The following is an 18,230-nucleotide window of genomic DNA, read 5'->3' as shown; positions in this document are numbered from 1 at the left end:
GTCCAGCGTAGCCCCGCGGTCTCCCATCCGCCCCTGGTCTCCGAAACACTCTTGGTCTCCCATAGAGACTTGGTCTATATTGGAAACTGTTCGACCGGCGGTAGCCCGCCCGGACCCGCATCCGTTCCCCCGCCGCACAGGAGTGCCCCGCATGACCGCCATCCGCCCGACCGTCGCCCTCGCCTACCACTCCGGCTACGGCCACACCGCCGTGATCGCCGAGGCCGTCGCCCGCGGCGCCGCCGCCGCCGGGGCCGAGGTCGTCTCGATCGCCGTCGACACCATCACCGAGGAGCAGTGGGCCCAGCTGGACGCCGCCGACGCGATCGTCTTCGGCTCCCCCACCTACATGGGCACCGCCTCCGGCGCCTTCCACGTCTTCGCCGAGGCCACCAGCAAGCGCTGGTTCACCGACGCCTGGAAGGACAAGGTCGCGGCCGGCTTCACCAACTCCGCCTCCAAGAGCGGCGACAAGGCCAGCACCCTCGGCTACTTCCAGACCCTCGCCGCCCAGCACGGCATGAACTGGGTCAACCTCGGCCTCAAGCCGGGCTGGAACGCCACCACCGCCAGCGAGAACGACCTCAACCGTCTCGGCTTCTTCAGCGGTGCCGCCGCCTCCTCGCCGTCCGACGCCGGCGCGGAGGCCGTCCACAAGGCCGACATCGCCACGGCCGAGCACCTGGGCGAGCGCGTCGCCCGGCACACCGCGATCGTGCTGGCCGGCCGCGCCGCCCTGGCCGGCTGACCGCCACCGCCCCTCGTCCCCTGTACGGCTACGCCGCCGGGTCCGCCCCCAGAACGGGCGCCCGGCGGCGGCCGCCGTCCACCGCCGCCAACTCCGCACCGGTGGTGTCCGGCAGCGTCCACAGGCAGCCCAGGGCCACCACGCCCAGGGCCGCCAGGTACCAGCCGGCCGGCTGCGCCGTCCCGTACACCGCCGTCAGCCTGGTCGCCACCAGCGGCGTCGTCGCCCCGCCGACCACCCCGCCCAGGTTGTACGTCAACGCGGCCCCCGTGTAGCGCACCCGGGTCGGGAACAGCTCCGGCAGGAACGCCGCCAACGGGCCCAGCAGACCGCCCAGCACCACCATCGCCCCGGCCAGCGCCAGGAACATCAGCGGCCGGCGCACCGTCTCCAGCAGCGGGAACAGCACCAGCGACCACCCGGCCGCCAGGCCCGTCGCCCACCACAACGTCCGCCGCCGGCCCCAGCGGTCACTGAGCGAGGCACTCAGCCACACCGTCACCGCCCCGCCCAGCGCTCCGGCCAGCAGCATCGCCAGCACCACCGTGCTCGCCACCCCAAGGCCGGACGTCGCGTACGCCAGCGCGTAGGTGGTGGTCAGGTAGAACAGCGCGTACCCGACCGTGATCGCCCCGCCGCCCGCCAACACCGGCCGCCAGTGCTCGCGGAGCACCTCCACCACCGGCGCACGGTCCCGCGGCACGTCCGCCCGGAACAGCGGCGACTCCGCCAGCCGCAACCGCACGAACAGCCCCACCGCCACCAGCGCCAGCGAGGCCAGGAACGGCACCCGCCAGCCCCACTCCCGGAACGACCGCTCGTCCAGCCCCAGTTGGAGCGCCAGGAACCCGCCGTTCGCCAGCACGAACCCGGCCGACGGCCCCAACTGCAGGAACCCCCCGTACCGCCCGCGCCGCCCGGAGGGCGCGTTCTCCGCGATCAGCAGCGCCGCCCCACCCCACTCCCCGCCCAACCCGACGCCCTGGCAGACCCGGAACACCACCAGCAGCACCGGCGACCACCACCCCCACGCCGCGAAGCCCGGCAACAACCCCACCGCCGCCGTCGCCAGCCCCATCAACAGCAACGACACCACCAGCGTCGCCTTCCGGCCCACCCGGTCCCCGAAGTGCCCGAACACCACCGCCCCCAACGGCCGGGCCAGGAACGCCACCGCATACACCGAGAACGCCGCCAACAGCGCCCCCACCGTGCCCAGTCCGGGAAAGAACACCGGGCCGAACACCAACGCGGCCGCCGTCCCGTACAGGAAGAAGTCGTAGAACTCGATCGCCGTCCCGATCAACGCCGCAGCCGCAGCCCGCCGCAACTGCCCGGCCCGCCGGGCACCCTCCGCATCCATACCACCCACCCTCACCACCACCCGGGCCCCCCACCAGCCCCCACCCGGGTGACTCCAGCGCGCACCCCGGCCGCCGCGCCCACCTGGCGCGTCGCGCGCCCGAACAGGACTGCCCGGCCACTGGGTTGGCCCAGTGGCCGGGCAGTTGTTGCGTGCGGCCGACCGCCTACCTCGCGTACGGGTTGTCCTCCGGCGGCACCGACGGCTGGTGCGACGGCGGAGGCGGCGGAGTCACCGAACCCACCGACTGCTGCGGAGGCACCAGCGGCACAGCCGCCTTCCGCCTCCTCACCACGGCGAACACCACCCCGGCCACCACCAACAGCCCGGCCACCACGCCACCCACGACCGGCAGCACGCTGCTCGACCCGGACGACGCCTCAGCCTTCGGCTGTGCGGTCGGCGCACTTACCGCCACATCGCTTGGGCTTCCAAGAGAGCCCGGTGTCGACGAAGTGGGAGCTGACGTACTCGCCGACGCAGACGGACTCGCCGTCGCCACCGGAGTTGCCGCCGGAACCGGAGACACATCCGCCGGGCCAGGATCCCCCGGATCCGTCAACGCGACCCGGGGGCGCACGGAGCCGTAGCCGCCGAGATCGTTACGAACAGACCCGTCGTGCGGCTTCCCCGCAGTGTTGATGAGAACCCGCAAGACCTGATTCGCAGTCCACTCCTTGTGAACCGACCAGACCAACGCAGCCGAAGCTGAAACCAATGCAGCAGCATCAGATGTTCCATGACTCTTGCAATAGCCCGTGGGGGAGGTGCAACCGGCAATCATATCCATACCGGGCGCGGCGAGTACGACCTGCGGGCCATGTTCAGACTCAGGTGTAACGGATGCGTCGTGATCGAGGGCCGCTACGCCCACGACGCCGGGAAGGGCGCCCGGATACTCAACCGGATTCCCCTTCTGCGCTTCGTTACCCACACTTGAAACGATCAGGACACCCTTCGCCCTGGCGGCAGCGATGATGCCGTTCAGCTTGGCGACATCCTCTGGAAAGGCGGTTACCGCTTCCATGCCCTGGGAGATATTGATGACCTTCGCGCCCTGGTCGACTGCGTAGTTGATGGCCTGTCCGATCTGCCCCAAGAAATCCGAGGCAACCAGCGCGCCGACAGAGCCGTTGTTGATCTTCAGCGGAAGTATCTTTACCCCGGGCGCCAGACCTTGGGCACCCGTTCCTCCCATGCCTTTCCCAGTTCCCGCGATGAGGCTGGCGATGCCTGTGCCATGTCCGTCGCCGAAGGACCCCACGCCTCCGGAGCTACCGCTGAAGTCCTTACCTGGAAGGAACTGACCCTCCAAGTCCGGGTGATCGAGCTTGAATCCGCCGTCGATCACCGCGACAGTGATCCCCTGCCCCTTGGACGTCTTCCACATCTCGGGGGCTTGCATAGCTTCCAGGTGCCACTGCTGCTGCCGAATTGTGTCCTCAGCAACCGCTGGTGCTGCGACCGGGCCTGCCACGACTCCCGCAGCCAGGAGGGCCGCACCAGCAGCCCGCCAGCGCACTCGTGCGTCCGTCCACCCCATCACAACTCCTCATCGTTCCTCAGCAACCAGAGAACCACAGCTCTGAACAGATCTGCCCGGCCACTGGGTGAGCCCAGTGGCCGGGCAGTCGTTGTCGTCCTACTCAATCACGTCCGGGTTGCTGTGCGGCGTACCGCTGGTCCAGGTCTCCTCGTCCTCGTGGAGGTAGTCCGCGCGGTTGCGGCGGTCTCGGTCCTTCTTGCCGCCGTGGCCGCTCGCGCCCGGGGCCATCATGCCGTTCTGCCCGGACCGGGAGCCGCCCTCGGCGGCGCCTGCTGCAGCCGCCCGGTTGCGAAGACCCGTACCGCCCGGGGTGAACTCCCCGCCGGCGGCGGGGCCCTTGCGGCCCCCGACCGTTCCACCGGCGGTCGAGGTCAGACCCCGCCCACGCGAGCTACCGACACCGCCGCCACCCACACCGTGGCCGCCGCCCATGCCAGGGTGCATGCCCATCCCACTGCCCATGGACGACCCACCGACCCGGCCGCCGTTCACCGCGCCCTCTCGGCCGAAGACCGTTCCGCTGGGCAGACCCGGGGTACCGGCCTTGCCCGGTACCGAGCCGCCGGCGAAGGGGCCGGTGCGGAGGGGCACCGAGCCGCCGCTCTTACCGGGGATGCTGCCGATGCCCTTGGCCGGGACGGAGCCGCCGCTGGTCCCGCTCGGGAAGCCGCCGATGGGCCCGCCGCCCGGCAGGCCGGGCAGACTGCCAGGGCCACTGGGCCCACCGGGGTAGGCCGGAGTTCCGCTCGGGCCGTTCGGCAGCACGGGGCCGCTACCGGGGCCGACCGGGGCGGTCTGGTCCGGGAGGGTCGGGAGACTGTCCAGGCCGGTACCCGGGCGGATGACCGGGTCCGACGGATGGGAAGACGGAGTGGGCGTGCCCGGGTCGTGCGGCGGCGGAGGCAGCTGGCCGCGGTCGTACGGGGCATTCGATCCGGGGTGGTGTGACGTACCGGCGTTCGATGCACTCGTCCCGGCCTCGCGGTAGGTCACGGAACCACCACCGTAGTCACCGCCAGACGGGGGAACGCTCCCACCTCCGCTGCTCCCACTTGTTCGTGGGCTGCGAAGGGCGCCTCCGGAACCGACATATCCGCCGCTGCCACCCGAGGCAGTGGTGGATTCGTCCTTGTTACTACTCGAGTCAGGCGTCCCCGGAAGTACCACGTTGTCGCCGAGCCCGTTCAGCGTCGTCGTAGCCGCCGCATACGCCTGCGCCAGATTCTCCATCTGATGGACGGCATCCTGGTGCGCCTGGTAGACCCGCTTCGACGCGGCCTCGAAGTCGGCTTGGGTAACCCAGCCTTCCTTACGCTTCTGCATGATCGAATCGATGTTCGCGGGGGTCGCCCCCTCGGGCATGAAGCTGGCCGTCGTGTAGGCCGCTGGGTCAACCGTCTGACCTGCATGCCTGCTCACCGTGTCTACGTCAGTCGTCGGCACCTTTGGCATGGCGACCTTTGCAGTACTGAGTGCTTCGCCCGCTTGGTGCATGGCATTGCCCGCACCCGTGGAGTAGGCGCCCAACTTCTCCGCGGACTGCTGCAGATTGCCGGCCCACGTCTTGAAGTTCTCGGCAGCCTGACCTTCCCAGTTGACGTTACCGAGATGCGACTTGAGCGCAGCGCTGAGTTCTGTCAGAACACGTCCAGCCGCCTGCAGCTGGGTACCGCGGCTAAGCACCGTCTGGGGACTGGTGCCGTTGACCATGTCGTGAAGGACGGAATGGTCCAGACCTTCAAAGTTCGTTTCGCCTGCCACTACTTGCTCCCCGTTCCCCGTTAACCGTCTCCGCTCGCCATCAGAAGTCGTACTTACCGGCGGGTCCGTTCGTCCCCGCGTTACCAGCGCTGCTCGCGACCGCGTTCTGGGCGGCAGTCGCATTGTTCTCGTTGGTCCGGTAATTGGCTTCCGTGGTCGTGACCGCCTTCTGCATGGCGCTAATCTGCGACACGAAGTCCTTGTGCAGCTTGACGAGCTGGGAGTGAACCTTGCCGTAGGTGCTGGACAGGGCGACCGCTTCCGGGAAGCTTTCAGGGGTATGGCCACTGACGAAGCTCTGCTGAGTCAAGGTCTGCGCTTCGAGGTTGTATGGCGCTGCCTCTGAGCCCTCCATCGCTGCGAGCAGAGCCTCGATCTTCTTCGCGAACACGGTAAGGGTGTCGATCTCGACATTGACGTCGTGCTTGCCGAAAGCCGCCACCAGGTCGCCGGCGCTGACGTCCGTCTGCGCCGTGCTGACGACGGGAGCAAGATTGATTCCACCCCAGGGCAAGGGAATCTTCGGCCCGTCCAGCATGAACGGCGTCGAATCAGCCGAGCCCCCGGGGTTCGCCCCCGCAGGGTTCGCCGGAGCCCCCGAGCTCTGCGCACCGTCTGACACAGCAGTCCACCTCTCCCCCGTACGGCCGGGCACCCGGGCGACTCCCGGGCCCTCCCTGCCGCAACACACCGTCAACTTCTTGTTCGTACCGTCCTGGTCGGCTCGACCACACCGCCCTGAGGGCGGTCTGCCGCCTCCGTCATGGTAGCCACCACCCCTGTCGGACCGGCAGGGACCTTGCCCTGCCCGGGCTCGATCGGTACGAACTTGACACGTACAACCCGCTCCCGGCCGCTGGATAGACTGTCCCGGTACGCCCCATCTGCCGCGCAACGTCGCACAGCAGCGACCCGAGGCCGCAGAACGGACGTGACGGCATGCCTGTGCACGAGCAGCTCCCGACCCCCTGGTGGGCCCGTGCCGTGCGGCCCGCGCGGCCGCCGGTGCCGGTGGTGTTGATGGTGCGGGCGGCGGTCGGGTTGGCGGTGCCGCTGAGCGTCGGGCTGCTGTCGCACCGGCTGGGCCTGGGGGTGTTCGCCGGGCTGGGGGCGATGCACGCGACGATGAACGACCGGATCGAGCCGGCGCTGCTGCGGGTGGCCCGGATCGGGTCCGCGGTGGCGGCTTCGGCGCTGGGGATGCTGGTCGGTACGGCGTTGCAGCACGCGCACGTGGGTGCGGCCGGGCTCGGTGCGGGGCTGACGCTGACGGCGTTCGTGTCGGGTGCGTCGAGTGCGACCGGCCCGCGCGGGTCGGCGGCGGGGATGCTGCTGCTGGTGTCGGCCGCGTTGGGCAGTGGGATGCCGTTGCCCGGGCCGTGGTGGGCGGCGGCGCCGATGATGCTGGTGGGTGCCGCCCTCGTCGTGCTGTTGGGCCTGCCGGCCACCGCGCACCGCCGGCCCGCCGCCGATCCGCGCAACCGGGCGTTGGCCGCCGTGTACGAGGCGCTCGGCCGTACCCTCGCCGATCTGGGTACCGCACGGGGTGCGGACTCCCGCCGGGTGCTGACGGCCCGGCTGAACCAGTTGCAGGACCTGCTGCCGGACCACGGCCGGGCGGAACGCACCGGCCTGCGCCCGGTGTACGAGGCGGCCCTGGCCGCGACGGAGGCGGCGACCGGCCTGCTGTGGGCCTGGCGGCCCGTCCCCCCGGAGGTGGCCGCAGTGCCGGGGCTGCTGGCGGAGGCGGTCCGGCGGGGCGGTGGCGAGGTGGTGGTGCCGGACTGGCGGCCTGACACCCCGGCCCGGCAGGCGCTGGACGAGGCGCTGCGGGCCGCCGCCGAGGCCGTGGCGGGCCGTCCGGCGCGGATCGGCACCGCTCCGGCGCCTCCGCCGGACCCGTGGTGGCTGCGGGCCGGACTGCTGTCCGGGCCGTCGGTCCGGTACGGCCTGCGGGTCGCGCTGTGCATCGCCGTGGGTTCGGTGGTGACGGCCGGCTTCCCGCTGAGCAAGAGCTACTGGGTGCCGATGACGATCGCCTTCGTGTTGAAGCCGGACCTCGGTTCGGTGTTCCTGCGCGCGGTGAGCCGTGCTGTCGGCACGGTGCTCGGCGTGGTGGTGACGGCGGCGCTGCTGTCGCTGACCACCGAGAAGTGGGCACTGACCGCGGTGGCGGCGCTCTGCGTCGCCCTGCTGCCGTACGCCACGGCGGCGCACTACGGGCTGAACACCGTGGTGATGACGCCGATGGCACTGGTGCTGCTCCAACTCGGCGGGCAGAGCGGCGCGGCCGAGTTCTGGCCCCGGGTGCTGGACAGCGTGCTGGCGAGCGCGGTGGTGCTGCTCTTCGGCTACCTGCTGTGGCCGGAGCGCCCGCGCCACCGGATCGAGCCGCGGCTGGTCACCGCGACGACCGCGCTGCGCGCCTACCTGGACGCGGTGACCGACCACCGGAGGACGGGCGAGGTGTGGCTGCGCCGTACGGCCTACCGGGCGTTGGCGGACGCCCGGCAGGAGGTGCGGCAGGGCTTGGCCGAGCCGCCGCCGACCGGCCGGCTGGCCGAGCAGTGGCTGCCGGCCACGGCCGCGCTGGAGCGGCTCGGCGGCGCGGTGGCGGCGTTCGCCGCGCAGACCCGGTACGGCGGCCGGGTGCCGGACCCGGCCGAGACGGAGCGGGTCCGCCGGGCGCTGGACGAACTGACCGCGGCGGCCCGGGAGCACCGGCCGCCGACCAGGCCCGCGGCCCGGCCGAGTGCGCCGCACGACCCGGCGCTCAGTGCGCTGGGCCGTGCGGCGGACGAACTCGAAGTACTGCTCAGAAGGCGGTAGTCCAGGCCCGGAAGGACGTGCCTCAGACCTGCTCGGCGAGCTCCAGCCAGCTCATCTCCAGCTCCTCCTTCTCCTCGCGGACCGCACGCAGCTGCCCGTCCAGCTCGGCGACCTTGGAGAAGTCGGCGGCGTGCTCCGCGAGTTGGGCGTGCAGCTTGGACTCCTTCTCGTCCAGCTTGGCGATCTGCCGCTCCAGCTTCTGCATCTCCTTCTTCGCGGCGCGCAGGTCCCCGCCGGACAGCCCGGAGGCGGCCGCGGCCTCGGCAGCAGCCGGGGCGGACCCACCGGAAGCGGAGGCGGAGGCGGCAGCCGCCGCGGCGGCCATCCGCGCCCGCCGCTCCAGGTACTCGTCCACGCCGCCCGGCAGCATCCGCATCTTCCTGTCGCCGAGCAGCGCGTGGACGACGTCCGTGGTCCGCTCGATGAAGAACCGGTCGTGGCTGATGACGACCATCGAGCCGGGCCAGCCGTCGAGGAGGTCCTCCAGCTGGTTGAGGGTCTCGATGTCCAGGTCGTTGGTCGGCTCGTCGAGGAAGAGCACGTTGGGCTCGTCCATCAGCAGCCGCAGCAACTGGAGCCGCCGCCGCTCGCCGCCGGACAGGTCGCCGACCGGGGTCCACTGCTTGTCCTTGCCGAAGCCGAACTGCTCGCACAGCTGCCCGGCGCTCATCTCCCGGCCCTTGCCGAGGTCGACCCGCGAGCGCACCTGCTCGACGGCCTGCAGCACCCGGATCTCCGGGTCCAGTTCGGCGATCTCCTGCGACAGGTAGGCCAGCCGCACGGTCTTGCCGACCTTGACGACGCCGGAGGCCGGCTGCACGTCGCCCTCGGAGGCGTACGCGTCCCGCATGGCGCGCAGCAGCGAGGTCTTGCCGGCGCCGTTGACGCCGAGCAGGCCGATCCGGTCGCCGGGGCCGAGCTGCCAGGTGAGGTTCTCCAACAGCAGCTTGGGGCCGGCCTTGACGGTGACGTTCTCCAGGTCGAAGACGGTCTTCCCGAGCCGGGCGTTGGCGAACTTCATCAGCTCGCTCTTGTCCCGGGGCTCCGGCACGTCCGCGATCAGGGCGTTGGCCGCCTCGATCCGGTAGCGCGGCTTGGAGGTGCGGGCGGGGGCGCCGCGGCGCAGCCAGGCGAGCTCCTTGCGGGCCAGGTTCTGGCGCTTCTGCTCCTCGACGGCCTCGATCCTGGAGCGCTCGGCGCGGGCGAAGACGTAGTCGGAGTAGCCGCCCTCGTACTCGTGCACCTCGCCGTGCTGGACGTCCCACATCCGGGTACAGACCTGGTCGAGGAACCAGCGGTCGTGGGTGACGCAGACCAGCGCGGAGCGGCGCTTCTGCAGGTGCTGGGCGAGCCAGTTGATGCCCTCGACGTCGAGGTGGTTGGTGGGCTCGTCGAGGATGATCAGCTCCGGGGAGCCGAGCAGCAGCTTGGCGAGGGCGATGCGGCGGCGCTCGCCGCCGGAGAGCGGGCCGATGACGGTGTCCAGGCCGTCGGCGAAGCCGGGCAGGTCGAGGCCGCCGAAGAGGCCTTCGATGATGTCGCGGATCCGGGCGTCGCCGAGCCACTCGTGGTCGGCGCGGTCGGCGATGACCTCGTGCCGGATGGTGGCCGTGGGGTCGAGCGAGTCGTGCTGGGTGAGGACGGCCGGTTCGAGGCCGCCGCTCCAGGTGATCCGGCCGCCGTCGGGCTCCTCCAGCTTGGCGAGCATCCGGATCAGGGTGGTCTTGCCGTCGCCGTTGCGGCCGACGACGCCGATCCGGTCGCCCTCGCTCACGCCCAGGCTCACCGCGTCCAGCAGGGTGCGGGTGCCGTAGACCTTCGTGACGGACTCGATGGTGGCGAGGTTGACGGCCACGTGTGCTGCGCTCCTGGGTTCGGCGGTCGCGGGGCGGCCCGCCCTCAGCGGTGGGACGCCCCCTCTCGGGGGCTCCCCGATCACTCCAGCCTAATGGGCCCGGCCGGGAGCCCCGGACGCGTCAGGAAACCACCGAAGCGCCCGGCACCGGCCCGTGCGTGGCGTGCGCGGCCCGGCAGGTTCCGGAGGCCAGCAGGGCCGCAGCGACGGCGGTGGCCGCCTCGGCGTCCTTGGCCAGGAAGGCGCAGGTCGGCCCGGAGCCGGAGACCAGGGCGCCGAGCGCGCCGGCCTCGGTGCCGGCCCGCAGGGTGTCGGCCAGCGAGGGGCGCAGCGAGAGCGCCGCGGGCTGGAGGTCGTTGGCGAGCGCGGCGGCCAGGGCGACGGCGTCGCCCTCGGCGAGGGCGGCGAGCAGCGCCGGGTCGGCGTCGGGGGTGCGGACGTCGGTGTCGCTGGAGCCGGTGCCGGCCTCCTCGCGCAGCCGGTCGCACTCGCGGAAGACGGCAGGGGTGGACAGGCCGCCGTCGGCGACCGCGAAGACCCAGTGGAAGGTGCCGGAGACGGCGAGCGGCTCCAGGATCTCGCCCCGGCCGCGGCCCAGCGCGACGCCGCCGAGCAGGGCGAACGGCACGTCGGAGCCCAGTTCGGCGGCGAGTTCCAGCAGCGTCTCGAAGGGCGTGTCGAGCTTCCACAGCGCGTCGCAGGCGACCAGCGCGGCGGCGCAGTCGGCGCTGCCGCCGGCCATGCCGCCGGCCACCGGGATGGCCTTGGCGATGTGCAGGCGCACGCCCGGGTCGGCGATCCCGTGGTGGGCGGCGAGCAGCCGGGCGGCGCGGGCGGCGAGGTTGCTGTCGTCGAGCGGGACGGCGTCGGCGTCGGGCCCGGAGCAGGTCAGCGTGACGCCCTCGCCCGGGGTCGCCGTGACCTCGTCACCCAGCGCGACGGCGAAGAAGACGTTGGCCAGGTCGTGGAACCCGTCGGCGCGCAGTCCGCCGACCCCGAGCTGGACGTTGACCTTGGCCGGTACCCGTACGGTGATCACTCGCTGTCCTCGGCAGGCCTGGCGGGCTTGTGCTCGGCGATCGCGGCGAACTGTTCCACCGTCAGCATCTCGCCGCGCAGCTTGTGGTCAATGCCGGCGGCCGCGAGGGCCTGCTCGGCCGCGGCCGCGGAGCCGGCCCAGCCGGCCAGCGCGGCGCGCAGGGTCTTGCGGCGCTGGGCGAACGCGGCGTCGACCACCGCGAACACCTCTTCGCGGCTGGCCGTGGTCTTCGGCGGCTCGCGGCGGATCAGCGAGACCAGCCCGGAGTCCACGTTGGGGGCGGGCCAGAACACGTTGCGCCCGATCGCGCCGGCCCGCTTCACCTCGGCGTACCAGTTGGCCTTGACCGACGGGACGCCGTACACCTTGTTGCCGGGCTTGGCGGCGAGCCGGTCGGCGACCTCGCTCTGCACCATCACCAGGGTCCGCTCGATGCTGGGGAAGGTCGCCAGCATGTGCAGCAGGACGGGCACGGCCACGTTGTACGGCAGGTTGGCGACCAGCGCGGTGGGCGCCGGGCCGGGCAGCTCGGTGACCTCCATGGCGTCGCTGAACACCAGGTCGAAGGCGTCCGCCCTGCCGGGCATCCGGGCCGCGACGGTGTCCGGCAGGTGCTGGGCGAGCACCGGGTCGATCTCGACCGCCGTGACGTGCCGCGCCACCTCCAGCAGCGCCAGCGTCAGCGAGCCGAGCCCGGGGCCGACCTCCACCACCGCGTCCTGCTCCGTCACCTCGGCGGCCCGGACGATCCGCCGCACGGTGTTGCCGTCGATGACGAAGTTCTGCCCGCGCTGCTTGGTCGGCTTCACGCCGAACGCGGCCGCCAGTTCCCGGATGTCGGCGCTGCCCAGCAAGGGGGTCCCCCCGGCCGGAGACTGGGGACGGCTGTCAGGGGTGGGGTCGGTGGTGCTCACGCGCCAAGGATACGGGCGTACGGGCCGGCGCCCGGACGCACCGATCCGGGGCGCGCTTCAGTACCCGAAGGCCCGGGCGGTGTTCTCCGCGATGGCCGCCGACAGCTCGTCCTCGTGCAGGCCCAGGGTGGCGGCCATCGAGCGGACCGTGACCGGGATCAGGTACGGCGCGTTCGGCCGTCCCCGGTAGGGGTGCGGGGTGAGGAAGGGGGCGTCGGTCTCGACCAGGATCCGGTCGAGCGGGGTGGCCAGCAGGGCGTCGCGCAGCGGCTGGTTGGCCTTGAAGGTGACCGGACCGGCGAAGGAGAGGTACCAGCCGTGCTCGGCGCAGACCTCGGCCATCCCGGCGTCGCCCGAGTAGCAGTGGAAGACCGTCCGCTCCGGGGCGCCCTCCGCCAGCAGGACGGCGATGACGTCCTCGTGGGCGTCGCGGTCGTGGATGACCAGGGCCTTGCCGTGCCGCTTGGCCATCTCGATGTGGCGGCGGAACGACTCCTTCTGGATCTCCACGCCCTCCGGCCCGGTGCGGAAGTAGTCCAGGCCGGTCTCGCCGACGGCGAGCACCTGGGGCAGGGCGGCCAGCGCGTCTATCTCGGCGAGCGCCTCGTCCAGCGCCGCCCGGCCACCGGCGGGCCGCCGCTGCCCGGACCAGCCGTCCGGGTCGCCGAGGAAGATCCGCGGCGCCTCGTTGGGGTGCAGGGCGACGGCCGCGTGCACCTGCTCGTACGAGGCCGCCAGTTCGGCGGCCCAGCGCGAGCCGGGCACGTCGCAGCCCACCTGGACCACCGTGGTGACCCCGACCGAGGCGGCCCGGGCGAGCCCCTCGGCCGGGGTGCCGGCCTGCATGTCGAGGTGGGTGTGCGAGTCGGCCACCGCCACGGCCAGGGGTTCCGGCAGCGGCGGCGGGGTCGACCGGTCGTCGTCCTTGGCGGGCATCAGGAGGCCGGCTTCTCTTCGAGGCGCGGGAACAGGATCTCGCCCTTGGTGACGGTGGCACCGGCGGGCAGCCGGCCCCAGTCGCCGGCGGTGGCGACGGGCTGGTCGGCGAGCGCCCCGAGGCCCTCGGCGGCACCCAGCGAGGCCCACAGCTTCTCGGCGGTGGACGGCATCACCGGGTTGAGCAGCACCGCGGTGCCGCGCAGCGACTCGGCGGCGGTGTAGAGGATGGTGGCCAGGCGGGCCCGCCCCTCGGCCGACTCGTCCTTGGCGACCTTCCACGGCTCCTGCTCGGTGAGGTAGCCGTTGACCTGCTTGACGAACTCGAAGACCGCCGCGAGGCCGCCGGCGAAGTCCAGCTCCTCGCCGATCTTCCGGTCGGCGACCTCGACCGCCGTGCGCAGCCCGTCCGCGACGGCCTGCTCGGCGTCGCCGTGCGCGGCCGAGGCGGGCAGCGCCCCGCCGAAGTACTTGCCGACCATCGCGGCGACCCGGGAGGCCAGGTTGCCGAAGTCGTTGGCGAGCTCGGAGGTGTAGCGGGCGGTGAAGTCCTCCCAGGAGAACGAGCCGTCCGTGCCGAACGGGATCGCCCGCAGGAAGTAGTAGCGGTAGGCGTCCACGCCGAAGTGCGAGGTGAGGTCGGTGGGCGCGATGCCGGTCAGGTTGGACTTGGACATCTTCTCGCCGCCGACCATCAGCCAGCCGTTGGCGACGACCCGCTTGGGCAGCGGCAGGCCCGCGGCCATCAGCATGGCGGGCCAGATCACCGCGTGGAAGCGCAGGATGTCCTTGCCGACCAGGTGGACGGAGGCCGGCCACAGCTCGGCGAAGCGCTCCGGGTCGCTGCCGTAGCCGGCCGCGGTGATGTAGTTCTGCAGCGCGTCCACCCAGACGTAGAGGACGTGCTTCTCGTCCCAGGGCAGCGGGACGCCCCAGTTGAAGGTGGAGCGGGAGATCGAGAGGTCCTTGAGGTCCTGCTCGACGAAGCGCAGCACCTCGTTGCGGGCCGAGGCCGGCTGGATGAAGTCGGGGTTGGCCGCGTAGAACTCCAGCAGCCGCTCGGCGTAGGCGGAGAGCCGGAAGAAGTAGTTCTCCTCCTCCAGCCACTCGACCGGCTTCTTGTGGACGGAGCAGAGCTTCTCGTCCTCGGTGGCGCCGTCCAGCAGCTCGGAGGGGAGCTTGAACTCCTCGCAGCCGACGCAGTACGGGCCGGAGTAGCCGCCCTTGTAGATCTCGCCCTTGTCGTACAGGTCCTGGACGAACTCCTGCACCCGGGCGGTGTGCCGCTCCTCGGTGGTGCGGATGAAGTCGTCGTTGGCGATCTCCAGGTGCTGCCAGAGCGGCTTCCAGGCCTCCTCGACCAGCTTGTCGCACCACTCCTGCGGGCTGACGCCGTTGGCCTCGGCGGTCCGCATGATCTTCTGGCCGTGCTCGTCGGTGCCGGTCAGGTACCACACCTTCTCGCCGCGCTGGCGGTGCCAGCGGGTGAGGACGTCGCCCGCCACGGTGGTGTACGCGTGGCCCAGGTGGGGACGGTCGTTGACGTAGTAGATCGGAGTGGAAACGTAGTACGCCGGGGCGCTCGCCCCGGTGGTGCTGTGGTCTGCAGTGGCCGCCATGGTCGGAAAGCTTAGTCGGGCCCGAACGCGCCCCTCGACCGCGTTTCGGGCCGGTGGTGCGGCGGGGCCGCCCGCCGCGCTGCTCGCGGCGGGCGGCTCCGGGTCCGCTCCCCGGTCCGGCGGTCAGCCCAGCAGCCGCGCCCAGAACCGGGCCCAGCGCCCGCGCGGCTTCCCGGGCCCGGCCACCGCGGGCTCCACGGGCACCACGGCCGGCTCGGCGTGCGCCGGGTAGCCGGGGGCGTGCTGCCAGGGCTGGTCGGCGGAGGCCACCCGGCCCTCGCGCATGATCCGGACGGTGTGGCCACCGCATCCCGGGCAGGTCGGCTTGAGCAGCGGGGACGGCACCCGGACACCGTTGGCGTGGTACTCGAACACGATGTGGCCGTCCCTGGCCACGTGGTGCTCGATGTCGTACGCCTGCTCCCAGCCGTACCCGCAGCGCAGGCAGGCGAAGGAGTAGGCCTCCCGTACGGTCTCGACGGGAGTGTGCGCCCGCCCCGCCAGGCCGGGGACGTTCAGCGCGTTGCCACTGCGGGGGCTACCGATCGTGTCGCTCATAGCCAACTCCCACTGCCCGTCGGGCGCTCGCCCGGCTGGGTCTTTCCATTCCAGGAAATGCCCGGACAGGCCCGGCCGACGCCCTTCTTGTGAAAGCTTGGAGGCGGGTTGGGAAGTCCTATACGAAGGGCCTCCCGGAGCTCGTCCACCAGGACCGAAACTTCAGCTCAGCGGGTGTTTACCGGGGCCTTCTCTCAACCGTACGACTCCCCGCCCGCCTCGCAACCCCCGGAATTCACCCCCTTTTCAGGGCCTCTTCCGACGCCTCCTTCTTGGCCGCGACCACCGCGTCGAAGACCTCCCGCTTGGGCACGGAGAGTTCGACCGCGACCGCCGCGATGGCCTCCTTGCGCCGCTCCCCGGCCTCCTCCCGGAGGGCCACCAGCCGGGCCAGCTCGGCCGGGGTCAGCTCCCGGGGCGCGGCCGGCGGGGCTCCCGCGACCACGACGGTGATCTCTCCCTTGACGCCCTCCGCCGCCCAGGCCGCCAGCTCGCCGATGGGCCCGCGCTTGACCTCCTCGTAGGTCTTGGTGAGCTCGCGGCACACCGCGGCCGGCCGCTCCGGCCCGAAGGCCTCGGCCATCGCGGAGAGCGCCTCGGCGATCCGGTGGGGTGCCTCGAAGAAGACCATGGTGCGCGGCTCGGCCGCGATCGAGGCCAGCTGCCGGGCCCGGTCGCCGGTCTTGCGCGGCAGGAAGCCCTCGAAGGTGAAGCGGTCGACCGGCAGTCCGGACAGCGCCAGCGCCGTGAGCACCGCGGACGGGCCGGGCACGGCGGTGACCTTGACGTCCGCCGCCACGGCCGCCGCCACCAGCCGGTAGCCGGGGTCGGAGACGGAGGGCATCCCGGCGTCGGTGACCAGCAGCACCCGGGAGCCGCCGAGCAGCGCCTCGACCAGCTCGGGGGTGCGGCCGACCTCGTTGCCCTCGAAGTAGGAGACGACCCGCCCGGCCGGGGTCACGCCGAGCGCCTGGGTGAGCCGGCGCAGCCGCCGGGTGTCCTCGGCCGCGATCACGTCCGCTGTGGCCAGCTCGGTGAGCAGCCGGGGCGGGGCGTCCGAGACGTCGCCGATGGGGGTGCCTGCGAGAACGAGTACTCCTGTCACGAGCCCCATCCTTGCAGTTGGGTGCGGCCGACGGTCCACGTCGGGGCTTTTGGTGACGATTCGGGCAGCTTCCGAGGGACCGCTCACACGTACGAGGAGCGCCCCTACGATGTGGCGGATGAACGGCGACACGGCGGCGCAGGCCCCCACCGGTACGGACCCCTCCGCGCAGGGCGGTGCCGGCCTGCCGTCCCCCCGCTCACCCGGGTCCCCCCCGAGCTGGCGGGAGCGCCTGGCCGGGCAGGGCTACCGCGCCCGCCCCACCGGCACGCTCACCGAGCGCCTGGTCCCGCCGATGCCGGACGGCCCCGGGGTGACGACGCCCGACGTCCCGCAGTCCCCGGTGCTGCTGCGCCTGGGGATCACGCTGCCGCAGGGCCTCTGGTACTTCCTGTGCCGCTGGTCCGGCTGGCTGGGCCCGATCGCGGTGGCGGTGTTCGCCGGGCTGCTGCGGTTCACCGACCTCGGGCAGCCGCACGCGATCATCTTCGACGAGACGTACTACGCCAAGGACGCCTACGCGCTCTGGCACGGCGGCTACGAGATCAACTGGCCGGAGGACGCCAACACCACGATCATGACGCCGGGCGCGGCCGTCCCGTACCGCGCGGCGGCGTCGTACGTGGTGCACCCGCCGGTCGGGAAGTGGATCATCGGCGCGGGCGAGCAGCTGTTCGGCATGAACCCCTTCGGCTGGCGGTTCGCGGTGGCCCTGCTCGGCACCCTGTCGGTGCTGGTGCTGGCCCGGATCGCCCGCCGGATGTTCCGCTCCACCCTGCTGGGCTGCGTGGCCGGCCTGCTGCTCTCGGTGGACGGCCTGCACCTGGTGCTCAGCCGGACGGCGCTGCTCGACCTCGTGGTGATGTTCTGGATGGTCGCCGCCTTCGGCTTCCTGCTGCTGGACCGGGACCGCACCCGGGCCCGGCTGGCGGCGCGCCTGGGCGGGGTGGCGGACCCGGCGCTCGCCCAGCGGATCAACCTGGGCTGGCGCCCGTACCGGATCGCGGCCGGCGTCTGCGTGGGCCTGACCTGCGCCACCAAGTGGAGCGGCCTGTACGTCGCGGCGGCCTTCGGCGTGCTGACCGTGCTGTGGGACGTCGGCGCCCGCCGGCTGGCCGGGGCCCCGCGCCCGTACCTGGCGGTACTGGCCCGGGACGTCGTGCCGGCCTTCGTGTCGATCGTCGTGGTCTCGGTGGCCGTCTACCTGGCCTCCTGGTGGGGCTGGTTCGCCAGCAGCAACGCGCCAGGCCGGGGCGGCTGGGGCCGGGACTGGGCCGTCGGCCGCTCCACCGACTACCCGTGGATACCGGAGGGCCTGCGCGCCCTGTGGCACTACCACTCGACGGTCTACGAGTTCCACACCCACCTGACCGACCCCCACACCTACCAGTCCAACCCGTGGTCCTGGCTGGTGCTGGGCCGCCCGGTATCCTTCTACTACGAGTCCCCGAAGTATGGCCAGGACGGCTGCACCGTCGCCGACTGCGCCCGCGAGGTGCTGGGCATCGGCACCCCGCTGCTGTGGTGGACGGGCGTACTCGCACTGGTCTACTGCCTGTGGCGCTGGGCGTTCCGGCGGGACTGGCGGGCGGGTGCCCTGCTGTGCGGCCTTGCCGCGGGCTACCTGCCGTGGTTCCTGTACCAGCAGCGGACGATCTTCCTCTTCTACGCGGTGGTCTTCGTCCCGTTCCTGGTGCTCGCCGTGACGATGCTGGTCGGTGCGCTGATCGGGCCGGCCGGCGCCTCCCGGGACCGCCGGATCATCGGTTCGGCCACGGCCGGCCTGCTGGTGCTGCTGATCATGTGGAACTTCCTGTACTTCTATCCGCTGTTCACGGGCCAGACCATCCCGCTGGAGGACTGGCGCAGCCGGATGTGGTTCAACAGCTGGATCTGACCGGGCGGCCCGGGCCCGGAGGCAGCCGACACACCGTTCCCCCGGAACGTCCGCACCCGG

The 18,230-nt window shown here is 72.1% G+C and carries 14 protein-coding genes; 3 read left to right on the top strand and 11 right to left on the bottom strand.

Annotated features, from left to right (window positions below):
- The first annotated feature begins 151 nt into the window (after positions 1-151).
- Entirely contained in the window at positions 152-748 is a 597-nt protein-coding gene (locus ACFV1W_RS01400; protein WP_380411784.1) for a flavodoxin family protein, read from the top strand.
- 28 nt (positions 749-776) lie between these two features.
- On the opposite strand, the gene ACFV1W_RS01395 is transcribed toward ACFV1W_RS01400, so the two are convergent.
- The 4 genes from ACFV1W_RS01395 to ACFV1W_RS01380 form a co-directional block, all read right to left on the bottom strand.
- Positions 777-2,111: an MFS transporter gene (locus tag ACFV1W_RS01395; protein ID WP_380411781.1), complete on the bottom strand. Its 1,335-nt coding sequence runs from the start codon at positions 2,109-2,111 to the stop codon at positions 777-779.
- 166 nt (positions 2,112-2,277) lie between these two features.
- Entirely contained in the window at positions 2,278-3,501 is a 1,224-nt protein-coding gene (locus ACFV1W_RS01390) for a S8 family serine peptidase (protein WP_380411780.1), read from the bottom strand.
- 252 nt (positions 3,502-3,753) lie between these two features.
- Positions 3,754-5,418, bottom strand: coding sequence for a WXG100 family type VII secretion target (locus ACFV1W_RS01385; RefSeq protein ID WP_380411779.1), 1,665 nt, complete (start codon positions 5,416-5,418; stop codon positions 3,754-3,756).
- Positions 5,419-5,458: 40 nt separating this feature from the next.
- Positions 5,459-5,956, bottom strand: a complete 498-nt coding sequence (locus ACFV1W_RS01380; protein ID WP_380411777.1) for a hypothetical protein — start codon at positions 5,954-5,956, stop codon at positions 5,459-5,461.
- A gap of 401 nt (positions 5,957-6,357) precedes the next feature.
- On the opposite strand from ACFV1W_RS01380, the gene ACFV1W_RS01375 reads away from it, so the two are divergent.
- Positions 6,358-8,247, top strand: coding sequence for an FUSC family protein (locus ACFV1W_RS01375; protein WP_380411776.1), 1,890 nt, complete (start codon positions 6,358-6,360; stop codon positions 8,245-8,247).
- A 22-nt stretch (positions 8,248-8,269) separates the two neighbouring features.
- Here the strand turns inward: ACFV1W_RS01375 and ACFV1W_RS01370 are convergent, their stop codons facing one another.
- From ACFV1W_RS01370 to rsmI, 7 genes are all read right to left on the bottom strand, one after another.
- The gene (locus ACFV1W_RS01370; protein WP_380411775.1) at positions 8,270-10,102 is read right to left on the bottom strand and encodes an ABC-F family ATP-binding cassette domain-containing protein; all 1,833 of its coding nucleotides are present in this window, start codon (positions 10,100-10,102) and stop codon (positions 8,270-8,272) included.
- Between the two features lie 121 nt (positions 10,103-10,223).
- Positions 10,224-11,141, bottom strand: a complete 918-nt coding sequence (locus tag ACFV1W_RS01365; RefSeq protein WP_380411773.1) for a 4-(cytidine 5'-diphospho)-2-C-methyl-D-erythritol kinase — start codon at positions 11,139-11,141, stop codon at positions 10,224-10,226.
- A complete protein-coding gene (gene rsmA / locus ACFV1W_RS01360) occupies positions 11,138-12,055 on the bottom strand; it encodes a 16S rRNA (adenine(1518)-N(6)/adenine(1519)-N(6))-dimethyltransferase RsmA (protein WP_380411771.1) in 918 nt (305 codons plus the stop codon). Before rsmA ends, ACFV1W_RS01365 begins: the two co-directional genes overlap by 4 nt.
- 57 nt (positions 12,056-12,112) lie before the next feature.
- The gene (locus ACFV1W_RS01355) at positions 12,113-12,991 is read right to left on the bottom strand and encodes a TatD family hydrolase (RefSeq protein WP_380411769.1); all 879 of its coding nucleotides are present in this window, start codon (positions 12,989-12,991) and stop codon (positions 12,113-12,115) included.
- Positions 12,991-14,610: a methionine--tRNA ligase gene (gene metG / locus ACFV1W_RS01350; RefSeq protein ID WP_380411767.1), complete on the bottom strand. Its 1,620-nt coding sequence runs from the start codon at positions 14,608-14,610 to the stop codon at positions 12,991-12,993. Before metG ends, ACFV1W_RS01355 begins: the two co-directional genes overlap by 1 nt.
- A 123-nt stretch (positions 14,611-14,733) precedes the next feature.
- Positions 14,734-15,168: a hypothetical protein gene (locus ACFV1W_RS01345; protein WP_380411764.1), complete on the bottom strand. Its 435-nt coding sequence runs from the start codon at positions 15,166-15,168 to the stop codon at positions 14,734-14,736.
- Between the two features lie 235 nt (positions 15,169-15,403).
- Entirely contained in the window at positions 15,404-16,273 is an 870-nt protein-coding gene (gene rsmI, locus ACFV1W_RS01340; protein ID WP_380411762.1) for a 16S rRNA (cytidine(1402)-2'-O)-methyltransferase, read from the bottom strand.
- A gap of 118 nt (positions 16,274-16,391) precedes the next feature.
- On the opposite strand from rsmI, the gene ACFV1W_RS01335 reads away from it, so the two are divergent.
- A complete protein-coding gene (locus tag ACFV1W_RS01335) occupies positions 16,392-18,170 on the top strand; it encodes a dolichyl-phosphate-mannose--protein mannosyltransferase (protein WP_380411761.1) in 1,779 nt (592 codons plus the stop codon).
- The last annotated feature ends 60 nt before the right edge of the window (positions 18,171-18,230 follow it).

It is taken from the genome of Kitasatospora sp. NPDC059648, assembly GCF_042734825.1.
Lineage (GTDB): Bacteria > Actinomycetota > Actinomycetes > Streptomycetales > Streptomycetaceae > Kitasatospora.
Note: the sequence above shows the minus strand (reverse complement) of the source record. Positions and strands in the feature narration are given on the sequence as shown.

What these genes read in the sequence shown, in the direction of transcription:
- ACFV1W_RS01400 (WP_380411784.1), top strand. Translation starts at nt 152, where the DNA reads ATGACCGCCATCCGCCCGACCGTCGCCCTCGCCTACCACTCCGGCTAC.
- ACFV1W_RS01395 (WP_380411781.1), bottom strand. Translation starts at nt 2,111, where the DNA reads ATGGATGCGGAGGGTGCCCGGCGGGCCGGGCAGTTGCGGCGGGCTGCG.
- ACFV1W_RS01390 (WP_380411780.1), bottom strand. Translation starts at nt 3,501, where the DNA reads ATGTGGAAGACGTCCAAGGGGCAGGGGATCACTGTCGCGGTGATCGAC.
- ACFV1W_RS01380 (WP_380411777.1), bottom strand. Translation starts at nt 5,956, where the DNA reads ATGCTGGACGGGCCGAAGATTCCCTTGCCCTGGGGTGGAATCAATCTT.
- ACFV1W_RS01375 (WP_380411776.1), top strand. Translation starts at nt 6,358, where the DNA reads ATGCCTGTGCACGAGCAGCTCCCGACCCCCTGGTGGGCCCGTGCCGTG.
- ACFV1W_RS01355 (WP_380411769.1), bottom strand. Translation starts at nt 12,991, where the DNA reads ATGCCCGCCAAGGACGACGACCGGTCGACCCCGCCGCCGCTGCCGGAA.
- metG (WP_380411767.1), bottom strand. Translation starts at nt 14,610, where the DNA reads ATGGCGGCCACTGCAGACCACAGCACCACCGGGGCGAGCGCCCCGGCG.
- ACFV1W_RS01345 (WP_380411764.1), bottom strand. Translation starts at nt 15,168, where the DNA reads ATGAGCGACACGATCGGTAGCCCCCGCAGTGGCAACGCGCTGAACGTC.
- ACFV1W_RS01335 (WP_380411761.1), top strand. Translation starts at nt 16,392, where the DNA reads ATGAACGGCGACACGGCGGCGCAGGCCCCCACCGGTACGGACCCCTCC.